This window comes from Pseudomonas sp. 5Vm1k (assembly GCF_056161485.1).
This window is the reverse complement of record NZ_JBSPCZ010000003.1, coordinates 149,887-160,585: the sequence shown is the minus strand read 5'-3', so window position 1 is coordinate 160,585 and position 10,699 is coordinate 149,887. Positions and strand designations below refer to the sequence as shown.

The 10,699-nt window shown below is 59.8% G+C and carries 9 protein-coding genes; 7 read left to right on the top strand and 2 right to left on the bottom strand.

Going from position 1 to position 10,699, the window contains the following annotated elements:
* Positions 1–68: 68 nt before the first annotated feature.
* Both ACWIKB_RS07215 and ACWIKB_RS07210 read right to left on the bottom strand, forming a co-directional pair.
* The gene (locus ACWIKB_RS07215) at positions 69–1,160 is read right to left on the bottom strand and encodes an acyltransferase family protein (RefSeq protein WP_475265978.1); all 1,092 of its coding nucleotides are present in this window, start codon (positions 1,158–1,160) and stop codon (positions 69–71) included.
* Between the two features lie 209 nt (positions 1,161–1,369).
* A complete protein-coding gene (locus ACWIKB_RS07210; protein ID WP_475265977.1) occupies positions 1,370–2,092 on the bottom strand; it encodes a tellurite resistance TerB family protein in 723 nt (240 codons plus the stop codon).
* Between the two features lie 188 nt (positions 2,093–2,280).
* Between ACWIKB_RS07210 and ACWIKB_RS07205 the strand changes: the two genes are divergently transcribed.
* The 7 genes from ACWIKB_RS07205 to ACWIKB_RS07175 all read left to right on the top strand — a co-directional run bounded on the left by ACWIKB_RS07205 (position 2,281) and on the right by ACWIKB_RS07175 (position 10,661).
* A complete protein-coding gene (locus ACWIKB_RS07205) occupies positions 2,281–3,195 on the top strand; it encodes a LysR family transcriptional regulator (protein ID WP_475265976.1) in 915 nt (304 codons plus the stop codon).
* A 132-nt stretch (positions 3,196–3,327) separates the two neighbouring features.
* Positions 3,328–4,785 (top strand): gamma-aminobutyraldehyde dehydrogenase, encoded by a 1,458-nt coding sequence (locus ACWIKB_RS07200; RefSeq protein WP_054616034.1) that lies wholly within the window; start codon positions 3,328–3,330, stop codon positions 4,783–4,785.
* 82 nt (positions 4,786–4,867) lie between these two features.
* Positions 4,868–6,019: a putative ABC transporter substrate-binding protein YdcS gene (gene ydcS, locus ACWIKB_RS07195; RefSeq protein ID WP_475265975.1), complete on the top strand. Its 1,152-nt coding sequence runs from the start codon at positions 4,868–4,870 to the stop codon at positions 6,017–6,019.
* A 248-nt stretch (positions 6,020–6,267) separates the two neighbouring features.
* On the top strand, positions 6,268–7,305 hold the full coding sequence (locus tag ACWIKB_RS07190; RefSeq protein ID WP_475265974.1) for an ABC transporter ATP-binding protein: 1,038 nt from the start codon (positions 6,268–6,270) through the stop codon (positions 7,303–7,305).
* A 1-nt stretch (position 7,306) separates the two neighbouring features.
* On the top strand, positions 7,307–8,254 hold the full coding sequence (locus tag ACWIKB_RS07185; protein WP_475265973.1) for an ABC transporter permease: 948 nt from the start codon (positions 7,307–7,309) through the stop codon (positions 8,252–8,254).
* Positions 8,244–9,071 carry an ABC transporter permease gene (locus tag ACWIKB_RS07180; protein WP_475265972.1) on the top strand — a complete coding sequence of 276 codons (828 nt, stop codon included), beginning with the start codon at positions 8,244–8,246 and terminating at the stop codon, positions 9,069–9,071. The genes ACWIKB_RS07185 and ACWIKB_RS07180 overlap by 11 nt, the downstream gene beginning before the upstream one ends.
* Before the next feature lie 165 nt (positions 9,072–9,236).
* Positions 9,237–10,661 carry a gamma-aminobutyraldehyde dehydrogenase gene (locus ACWIKB_RS07175; RefSeq protein WP_475265971.1) on the top strand — a complete coding sequence of 475 codons (1,425 nt, stop codon included), beginning with the start codon at positions 9,237–9,239 and terminating at the stop codon, positions 10,659–10,661.
* Positions 10,662–10,699: the final 38 nt, after the last annotated feature.

Genomic DNA, 10,699 nt, shown 5'->3' with positions numbered 1-10,699 from the left:
CTGCGGAGTATAGCTGAGGGTGTCTCATTTATAAGACGCCAGGCCTGCCAGTTCTCATTCTGCCGCCGCTACCTTCCAGCGCTGCTGTCGCTTGCCGGTGTATTCAGCGGCGGCACACGGGGTGTGGCGCCGGTCTGCAACCTTTTATTCAGGGTTCTTCCGAGGCTGACGCAGGGCTTTTCCAACAAGGCGTAGCTGATGCTCGATAGCGCGAGCGTTGCCAGGATGTACAACAGGAAAACGCCCACGTTGAACGCCGCGGGCAGGTTTGTTGTGTACGCCGCCCACTCCAGGAAGAAGGGATGCACGAGATAAACCGAATAACTGATGGTGCCCAGATAGGTCAGGCTTTTTATTGGTCGGCGCAAAAACAGGGTCATGGCGATAGCAAACGTCATCCCTGCGAGGTAGCTGGCCCAGTACGAGTAAGGATTTTCGTTATGCCCATAATTGGCGTTATAGGCGAGAAAACAAATGAAAGGCAGAAAGACGAAGAACAGTGCGAGCCACACATAGACGTACTGGCGATCCAGCTTGTTGGTGGAGCCCAGACTGACGTCTCGCCAGAAACTGCCAAAGAACATGATCGACAGGCATAAAGGCAATCCCACCGGAATTTTCTTCGCCAGATAGAACCTGGCGATCGAAAAAACCAGCGCCACAACCAACAACCCGACTGCCACGCCAAATCGTACGGAGATACGTCCCAGCAAGCCGACGCTAAATAACGCGGCGCAGGACATATAAAAGAACATCTCCATGATCAGTGTCCAATAGACGCCAAATAAATCAGGCGCACCCAAGAGCGCCTGAAACATCGTCATGTTGATCAGCACGTTATTGACCGGGACCGGCGTCGATAAGAAGCAGTACGAACTGATCACGGCCAGCGCAATGGAAAACCAGTAAGCCGGGTACAACCTGAAGAATCTGGAAATGCCAAAGGCAACCAGCGGATGTTTCCCTTGTTTCAGGCTATAGGGAATGACCATTCCGCTGAGCAGGAAAAAGATGACGACACCCATTTGCCCAAGGTTCACATAGGTGAAAAAGAAGGTGTCCTTGAGCGGTGTCCGTTCGATGAAGTGAGCCACCACGACCATCATCGCAGCGATGCCTCTCAGGGCATCCAGGTGCGTCAGGCGATTCTGCGAGGTCATGCGTTGCATCCTTTGCGATACCGCGCTTTGGCGTCGGCAATATCAGGTTTCCGTGCCGTTGCAGGCAGCGGTGTAGAGCGGGGACTTTCCCCTATCTCGGGGAAGGAGTGCCAGTGGCGTATCGGCAGAAATGGGCCGTGGATTGGTCATTGGGGATGGATGTGTTGCGGTGCGACGATCCGCCTTGCCCGCGAAGGCAATTTCAAAATTTACAAGGAAGCCTGCCGCACCTGCTTCTCCAGTTCAGCCTTAAACCCCGGTTCCAGTTTCAACTGCCGCGCCAGTTCATCAAGGTAGGACTTCTCCATGAAGTTCTCCTCATCCACCAGCATCACACTGGCGATGTACATCTCGGCGGCCATTTCCGGGGTGCTGGCGGCGCGGGCGACGTCGCTTGGGTCGAGGGGTTTGTTGAGTTCGGCGTGCAGCCAGTGCTGCAGTTCCTGGTCGTTATCAAGCTTGGTGAATTCGCCTTCGATCAACGCGCGCTCGCGCTCATCGACATGGCCGTCAGCCTTGGCCGCTGCCACCAACGCCTTGAGAATCGCCTGGCTGTGCAATTCGACCTGCGCGGCCGGCAAGCGGTCGACGGTTTGTGGCTCAGTCTTCGCCGCAGTGCCCTGCTGGGCCTGCCAGTTGCCGTAAGCCTTGTAGGCAATTACGCCCAATGCCGCGAGGCCTCCGTAGATAGCAACCTTACCGCCCACCTTGCGGACTTTCTTGCTACCCATCAGCAGCCCCATCGCGCCAGCCGCCAATGCACCGCCACCCGCGCCCGACAGCAAACCACCGAGGCCACCCGAGCCACCGCTGCCGCCGAGCAAACCGCCCCGCCCACCGCCAGAGGCCTTGTTCTGATGGCCGCCAGTCTTGTTCTGCAACATGTCCTGACCGGACTTGAGTAGCTGATCGAGCAATCCACGGGTGTTCATTTGCTGCCTCCACGAATTCGGGGTAACCGGATCATTCAGGCCACCAGCCTAGATCGAAAGTGCCCGCAACCTGCCCGTGAGAGTGCTTCCAGATGTTGCCCGCTTGCCTAGGCCTCAACCTGGGCCATCGATTAAAAAGATATACACTCGAACAAATCTATAAAAACCGCCCACCGGGTACTTTCCACATGATGACCTTGCGTCAGATCCGTCATTTCATCGCCGTGGCCGAGACCGGCTCGATCTCCGCCGCCGCGCAAACCGCGTTTATTTCCCAATCCACCCTGACCCTGGCGATCCAGCAACTGGAGCAGGAAATCGGCGTCAGCCTGTTCAACCGACACGCCAAAGGCATGACCCTGACGCACCAGGGTCATCAATTCCTACGTCAGGCGCACCTGATTCTCGCCACCGTGGATAACGCCAAACGCAGCCTGCAACAAAGCACCGATCAGGTTGCCGGGCAGTTGATCATCGGCGTGACCAGCCTCGTCGCCGGTTACTATCTGGCGGATTTGCTCACCCGGTTCCAGCGTGCTTATCCCAATGTCGAAATCCGGGTGATGGAAGACGAGCGGCCGTACATCGAGCATTTGCTGGTCAGCGGCGAGATCGATGTCGGCGTGCTGATCCTCTCCAACCTCGAAGACCGCCACGCGTTGCAGACCGAAGTCCTCACCCACTCTCCCCACCGCTTGTGGCTACCAGCCCAGCATCCGTCGCTGGAACACGACAGCATCAACCTCGCCGACGTGACGCGAGAGCCACTGATTCAACTGAACGTCGATGAAATGGACCGCAACGCCCAACGCATGTGGTCGGCGGCCTCGCTGCAACCGCGCATCACGCTGAGGACCGCATCCACGGAAGCCGTGCGAAGCCTGGTCGCGGCAGGATTGGGTGTGTCGATCCAGCCCGACATGACCTACCGCCCGTGGTCACTGGAGGGCGACATCATTGAAGCCCGGCCCATCGCCGATCTCAGTCAGACCCTCGACGTCGGCCTGGCCTGGCGCCGTGGCACCGCGCGACCGGCGCTGGTCGATCCGTTCCTGACCGTCGCCCGCGAGCAGCCTCACGGCGGGCGCAAGCCATCTATTTAATCGAACGCCACCTTCAGTATTAAGAATTTGTCGACCTCGGGCCTGAGCACTAGTCTTGTTACATCTTTATAAGACGGCCGGGCCCCAGTCACTGGGAGCACCATGGCCACACAAGAAAAGAGAACCCGAAAAATGGCTGGCGCGCAGACCCCGCTGTTCACCGCGTTATTGATCGATGGCGAATTGGTCGCAGGCCAGGGCTTTGTCGAGCCGATCCTCAACCCGGCCACCGGGGAAGTGCTGACCCACATCGCCGAAGCCAGCACCGAGCAAGTCGAAGCCGCGATCCTCGCCGCCCACCGCGCCTTTGCCAGTTGGTCGCGTACCACGCCGCAGCAACGCTCCAACCTGTTGCTGGACATCGCCAACGCCATCGAAAAAAACGCCGACCTGCTCGCCCGCCTCGAATCCCTGAACTGTGGCAAGCCGTTGCACCTGGCCCGTCAGGATGATTTGAGCGCCACGGTTGATGTGTTTCGTTTCTTTGCTGGCGCGGTGCGTTGCCAGACCGGCCAGCTCAGCGGCGAATACCTGCCGGGTTACACCAGCATGGTGCGGCGCGATCCTATCGGGGTCGTCGCCTCCATCGCGCCGTGGAACTACCCGATCATGATGGCCGCGTGGAAAATCGCCCCGGCCCTCGCCGCCGGCAACACGCTGGTGTTCAAACCGTCCGAACACACGCCACTGTCGATCCTGGCCCTGGCGCCAGCACTGGCGGAAATCCTGCCGCGCGGGGTGATCAACATTGTCTGTGGCGGCGGTGAAGGCGTCGGTAGTCACTTGGTCAGTCACCCGAAAGTGCGCATGGTGTCGTTGACCGGCGATATCGTCACCGGGCAAAAAATCCTCCAGGCTGCGGCGAAAACCCTGAAGCGCACCCACCTCGAACTCGGCGGCAAGGCCCCGGTGATTGTCTGCAACGACGCGGACATTCAAGCGGTGGTCGAAGGCGTGCGCACCTACGGTTATTACAACGCCGGCCAGGACTGCACCGCCGCGTGCCGGATTTACGCACAGGCCGGAATTCACGACCGTTTGGTGGCGGAATTGGGCGCAGCGGTCAGCAGCCTGCGTTTCGCCGGTAAACGCGACGCCGACAACGAAATCGGCCCGCTGATCAGCACCCGTCAACGCGACCGTGTGGCCAGTTTCGTCGAACGTGCCCTCGGCCAGCCGCACATCGAACGCGTCACCGGCGCCGCAGTGCACTCCGGTGCCGGCTTCTATTACCAGCCGACCTTGCTCGCCGGTTGCAAACAGAGCGATGAGATCGTCCAGCGCGAAGTGTTCGGACCGGTGGTCACCGTCACCCGTTTCGATGAACTCGAACAAGCCGTGGACTGGGCCAACGATTCGGAATACGGCCTCGCCTCATCGGTCTGGACCCAGAACCTCGACAAGGCCATGCAGGTCGCGGCGCGCTTGCAGTACGGCTGCACCTGGATCAACAGCCATTTCATGCTGGTCAGCGAAATGCCCCATGGCGGCCTGAAGCGTTCGGGCTACGGCAAAGACTTATCCAGCGATTCGCTTCAGGACTACAGCGTGGTGCGGCACATCATGGCCCGCCACGGCCAGCATCTCTGACTACGCTAATAACAAGCAGCCAACGGCATGCTTCACCACGTTCACAACTGCCCCGACCATAATTAAAGAAGAGGGAAACCCCATGTTCGTGCACAAGACCGCACTGCTCAGTGCAATCACCACTGCATTGCTCGCCAGTGCCAGTATCCAGGCCGCCGAACCGCTGAAAGTCGTCGGTGCCGGCGAAGGTCAGCTGGATATCGTCGCTTGGCCTGGCTACATCGAACGTGGCGAGAGCGACAAGGCCTACGACTGGGTCACCGGTTTCGAGAAGGAAACCGGCTGCAAGGTCAATGTAAAAACCGCCGCGACCTCCGATGAAATGGTCAGCCTGATGGCCAAGGGTGGGTACGACTTGGTAACGGCGTCCGGCGATGCGTCGTTGCGGTTGATCGTTGGCAAGCGGGTGCAGCCGATCAACACCGCGTTGATCCCGAACTGGAAGAACATTGACCCGCGTCTTAAGGACGGACCTTGGTACGTCGTCAATAAACAGGCCTACGGAACGCCCTATCAATGGGGCCCGAACGTGTTGATGTACAACACCAATGTATTCAAAACAGCCCCGGACAGCTGGAGTGTGGTGTTCGAAGAGCAGACCCTGCCCGACGGCAAGTCCAACAAGGGTCGTGTGCAAGCCTATGACGGCCCGATCTATATCGCCGATGCGGCGCTCTATCTCAAATCGACCAAGCCGGAACTGGGCATCAAGAACCCGTACGAGCTCACCGAGGTGCAATACAAAGCGGCGCTGGACCTGCTTCGCAAACAGCAGCCGTTGATCCACCGTTACTGGCATGACGCGACCGTACAGATGAGCGACGTCAAAAACGAAGGCGTGGTGGCGTCCAGCACTTGGGGCTACATGGTCAATGGGCTGGTAGCCGACAAGCAGCCGGTGGCTTCTGTGATTCCAAAGGAAGGTGCAACCGGTTGGGTGGACACCACCATGATGCACGTCGACGCCAAGCACCCGAACTGCGCTTACAAGTGGATGGATTGGTCGCTGCAACCGAAGGTTCAGGGTGACGTCGCTGCGTGGTTCGGCTCGCTGCCTGCAGTGGCCGAAGGCTGTAAATCCAGCGAACTGCTGGGCGCCGAAGGGTGTGCGGCCAATGGTTACGCTCAGTTCGACAACCTGGCCTTCTGGAAAACCCCGCAAGCTGAAGGCGGCAAGTTCGTGCCGTACAGCCGCTGGACCCAGGATTACATCGCGATTATGGGCGGCAGATAGATCTCGGACACGACTCGGTCTGCTCCCTTTCCCCCTCTCCCCCTTGGGGAGAGGGCTGGGGTGAGGGGTGGCTTTTGAGGCTGCCTCGAAATTTTGGATAAGGGCCAAAATCGCTGCCCTCACCCCCCGCCCTCTCCCGGAGGGAGAGGGAGCTAAAAGCAGATCGAGTACACCGCAACAATTCAGTTTTTCCAGAAGTCCAGGCAGGGGTCGCCGCGACGACCTTTGCCTTTTCGGAGCACCGCACCATGACGCTTGCAGTCCAGTTCACCAACGTTTCCCGGCAGTTCGGCGAAGTGAAGGCCGTTGACCGGGTTTCCATCGATATCCAGGACGGCGAGTTCTTTTCCATGCTTGGCCCTTCCGGCTCGGGCAAAACCACGTGCCTGCGCCTGATCGCCGGGTTCGAACAACCGAGTGCAGGCTCGATCCGTATTCACGGCGAAGAAGCCGCCGGGCTGCCGCCGTATCAGCGTGACGTGAACACCGTGTTTCAGGATTACGCGCTGTTCCCGCACATGAACGTTCGCGACAACGTCGCCTACGGTTTGAAAGTCAAAGGCGTCGGCAAGGCCGAACGCCTGAAACGCGCCGAAGAAGCCCTCGACATGGTCGCCCTCGGGGGCTACGGCGAGCGCAAACCGGTGCAACTGTCCGGTGGTCAGCGCCAGCGTGTGGCCCTGGCCCGCGCCCTGGTCAATCGTCCGCGCGTGTTGCTGCTCGACGAACCTCTCGGCGCGCTGGACCTGAAGCTGCGCGAACAGATGCAAAGCGAGTTGAAGAAGTTGCAACGCCAACTCGGCATCACCTTCATTTTCGTCACCCACGACCAGACCGAAGCACTGTCGATGTCCGACCGCGTGGCGGTGTTCAACAAGGGGCGCATCGAACAGGTCGACACCCCGCGCAACCTCTACATGAAACCGGCGACTACGTTCGTTGCAGAATTCGTCGGAACCTCCAACGTGATTCGCGGCGATCTGGCCAAACAGTTGAGCGGCAATCCGCAGCCGTTTTCGATTCGTCCGGAACACGTGCGTTTTGCCGAAGGTCCGCTGGCCAGTCATGAGATCGAAGTCAGCGGCTTGCTCCACGACATCCAGTACCAGGGCAGTGCCACCCGCTACGAAGTGAAACTGGAAAACGGCCAGACCCTGAACATCAGCCAGGCCAACGTCCAGTGGCTGGACACCAGCGCCCAACACCAGACCGGGCAGCGCATCAATGCACGCTGGGCTCGCGAGGCGATGATTCCGTTGCACGACACTGTTGTCGGCGGGGTGTGAAATGAACACCTTGGCAATTTCTCAAACCCGGGCCAACGGCTCGCCGTTGCGGCGGTTTTCCAACCTGCTGTATCGCCGGCCGAACTTTTACCTGGCGCTGCTGCTGGTGCCGCCACTGCTATGGTTCGGCGCGATTTATCTCGGCTCGTTGCTGGTGCTGTTGTGGCAGGGTTTCTACACCTTCGACGACTTCACCATGGCGGTCACCCCCGACCTGACCCTGGCGAACTTTGCCGCGCTGTTCCAGCCGTCGAACTTCGACATCATCCTGCGCACGCTGAGCATGGCGATCGTGGTGTCGATTGCCAGCGCCATTGTCGCGTTCCCGATTGCCTACTACATGGCGCGCTACACCACCGGCAAGACCAAGGCGTTTTTCTACATCGCGGTGATGCTGCCGATGTGGGCCAGTTACATCGTCAAGGCCTACGCCTGGACCTTGCTGCTGGCCAAGGGCGGCGTGGCGCAGTGGTTCGTTCAACACTTGGGGCTGGAGCCGATTCTGCAGTTTGTGCTCGGGATTCCCGGCGTCGGCGGCAGCACCTTGTCGACCTCGCACCTTGGGCGTTTCATGGTGTTCGTCTACATCTGGCTGCCGTTCATGATCCTGCCGATCCAGGCTTCGCTGGAACGCTTGCCGCCGTCCTTGCTGCAAGCCTCGGCGGACCTTGGCGCCAAGCCGCGCCAGACCTTTATGCAGGTGATTTTGCCGCTGTCGATTCCGGGCATCGCCGCCGGTTCGATCTTCACCTTCTCCCTGACCTTGGGTGACTTCATCGTGCCGCAACTGGTCGGACCGCCGGGGTACTTCGTCGGCAGCATGGTGTACGCCCAGCAAGGTGCGATTGGCAACATGCCGATGGCCGCTGCGTTCACGCTGGTGCCAATTGTGTTGATCGCCGTTTACCTGACCATCGTCAAACGACTGGGGGCCTTCGATGCGCTCTAAACCCGTGAAACAAGGCGATCAAGCGTCCCTGGGCCTGAAAATCGCAGCCTGGGGCGGGTTGGTGTTTCTGCACTTCCCGATCCTGATCATCTTCCTCTATGCCTTCAACACCGAAGACGCGGCGTTCAGCTTCCCACCGAAGGGCTTCACCCTGAAGTGGTTCAGCGTGGCGTTTTCGCGGCCCGACGTGCTGGAAGCGATCAAGCTCTCGGCCGAAATCGCCGCCATCGCCACGCTGATTGCGATGGTCCTCGGCACGCTCGCGTCGGCGGCGTTGTACCGCCGGGAATTCTTCGGCAAGCAAGGCATCTCGCTGATGCTGATCCTGCCGATTGCGCTGCCGGGGATCATCACCGGGATCGCGCTGCTGGCGACCTTCAAGACGCTGGGGATCGAGCCGGGGATGTTCACCATCATCGTCGGCCACGCGACCTTCTGCGTGGTGATCGTCTACAACAACGTCATCGCCCGGTTGCGCCGTACTTCACACAGCCTGATCGAAGCCTCAATGGATCTTGGCGCCGACGGCTGGCAGACCTTTCGCTACATCATCCTGCCAAACCTCGGCTCGGCGCTGCTGGCCGGCGGCATGCTCGCGTTTGCGCTGTCGTTCGACGAAATCATCGTCACCACCTTCACCGCCGGCCATGAACGCACCCTGCCGCTGTGGCTGCTCAACCAGCTCAGCCGCCCACGGGACGTGCCGGTGACCAACGTCGTCGCGATGCTGGTGATGATGGTGACCATGCTGCCGATCCTCGGCGCCTATTACCTGACACGGGGTGGCGAGAGTGTGGCGGGTAGTGGCGGGAAATAGATCAATCACTGACAACGACTATTACCTGTGGGAGCGGGCTTGCTCGCGAAAGCGGTGGTTCAGCCAACATCAATGTTGAATGTAATGGCCTCTTCGCGAGCAAGCCCGCTCCCACATTGATCCGGTTCCGACAGAACAATAAAAGCTGCAATGAGGACACAAACCATGCAAACCAAACTCTTGATCAACGGCCAACTGATCGACGGCGAAGGCCCCGCCCAACCGGTGTTCAACCCTGCGTTGGGTCGCGTACTGGTAGAAATCAACGAAGCCAGCGAAGCCCAGGTCGATGCCGCCGTGCGCGCCGCCGACAACGCCTTCGAAGCCTGGTCGCAAACCCCGCCGAAAGAACGTTCGCTGCTGCTGCTCAAACTCGCCGACGCCATCGAAGCCCACGGCGAAGAGCTGGCCAAACTGGAGTCGGACAACTGCGGCAAACCCTACAGTGCTGCGTTGAACGACGAGATCCCGGCGATTGCCGACGTGTTCCGTTTCTTCGCCGGCGCCAGCCGTTGCATGAGCGGTTCGGCAGGCGGTGAATACCTGGCCGGCCACACCTCGATGATCCGCCGCGACCCGGTGGGCGTGATCGCCTCCATCGCTCCGTGGAACTACCCGCTGATGATGGTCGCCTGGAAAATCGCCCCGGCCCTCGCCGCCGGTAATACCGTGGTGCTCAAGCCGTCGGAACAAACCCCGCTGACCGCGTTGCGTCTGGTGGAATTGGCGTCGGATATTTTCCCGGCGGGCGTACTCAATCTGGTGTTCGGTCGCGGTCCTACGGTTGGCAGTCCGCTGGTCACGCACCCGAAAGTGCGCATGGTCTCGCTGACCGGTTCCATCGCCACTGGTGCGAACATCATTTCCAGCACCGCCGACAGCGTCAAACGCATGCACATGGAACTGGGCGGCAAGGCTCCAGTGATCATCTTCGACGACGCCGATATCGACGCCGCCGTGGAAGGTATTCGTACTTTTGGCTTCTACAACGCCGGGCAGGATTGCACCGCCGCTTGCCGCATCTATGCGCAAGCAGGCATCTACGAAAAATTCGTCGAGAAGCTCGGCGCAGCGGTCAGCAGCATCAAGTACGGCTTGCAGGATGACCCAGCGACCGAGTTGGGCCCGCTGATCACAGCACAACATCGCGACCGCGTGGCCGGGTTTGTCGAGCGTGCTGTGGCGCAGTCGCACATCCGTTTGGTCACGGGCGGCAAAGCCGTGGAAGGTAATGGTTTCTTTTTTGAACCGACGGTTTTGGCTGACGCACAACAGGACGACGAGATCGTGCGTCTCGAAGTGTTCGGGCCGGTGGTCTCTGTGACCAAGTTCACCGATGAAGCCCAGGTGTTGGGCTGGGCCAACGATTCGGACTACGGCCTGGCATCGTCGGTCTGGACCTCGGATGTCGGTCGCGCCCATCGCCTGGCCGCGCGCTTGCAGTACGGCTGCACCTGGGTGAATACGCACTTCATGCTGGTCAGCGAAATGCCCCACGGCGGTCAGAAATTGTCCGGCTACGGGAAGGACATGTCCATGTATGGGCTGGAGGACTACACCGTCGTTCGGCATGTGATGTTCAAGCATTAACAGCTTCGCGGGCAAGCCTCGCTCCTACATTTGGAATG

Coding starts and splice junctions, on each gene's coding strand:
- ACWIKB_RS07175 (WP_475265971.1), top strand. CDS start 9,237: ATGCAAACCAAACTCTTGATCAACGGCCAACTGATCGACGGCGAAGGC.
- ACWIKB_RS07205 (WP_475265976.1), top strand. CDS start 2,281: ATGATGACCTTGCGTCAGATCCGTCATTTCATCGCCGTGGCCGAGACC.
- ACWIKB_RS07180 (WP_475265972.1), top strand. CDS start 8,244: ATGCGCTCTAAACCCGTGAAACAAGGCGATCAAGCGTCCCTGGGCCTG.
- ACWIKB_RS07185 (WP_475265973.1), top strand. CDS start 7,307: ATGAACACCTTGGCAATTTCTCAAACCCGGGCCAACGGCTCGCCGTTG.
- ACWIKB_RS07210 (WP_475265977.1), bottom strand. CDS start 2,092: ATGAACACCCGTGGATTGCTCGATCAGCTACTCAAGTCCGGTCAGGAC.
- ACWIKB_RS07190 (WP_475265974.1), top strand. CDS start 6,268: ATGACGCTTGCAGTCCAGTTCACCAACGTTTCCCGGCAGTTCGGCGAA.
- ACWIKB_RS07200 (WP_054616034.1), top strand. CDS start 3,328: ATGGCTGGCGCGCAGACCCCGCTGTTCACCGCGTTATTGATCGATGGC.
- ACWIKB_RS07215 (WP_475265978.1), bottom strand. CDS start 1,160: ATGACCTCGCAGAATCGCCTGACGCACCTGGATGCCCTGAGAGGCATC.
- ydcS (WP_475265975.1), top strand. CDS start 4,868: ATGTTCGTGCACAAGACCGCACTGCTCAGTGCAATCACCACTGCATTG.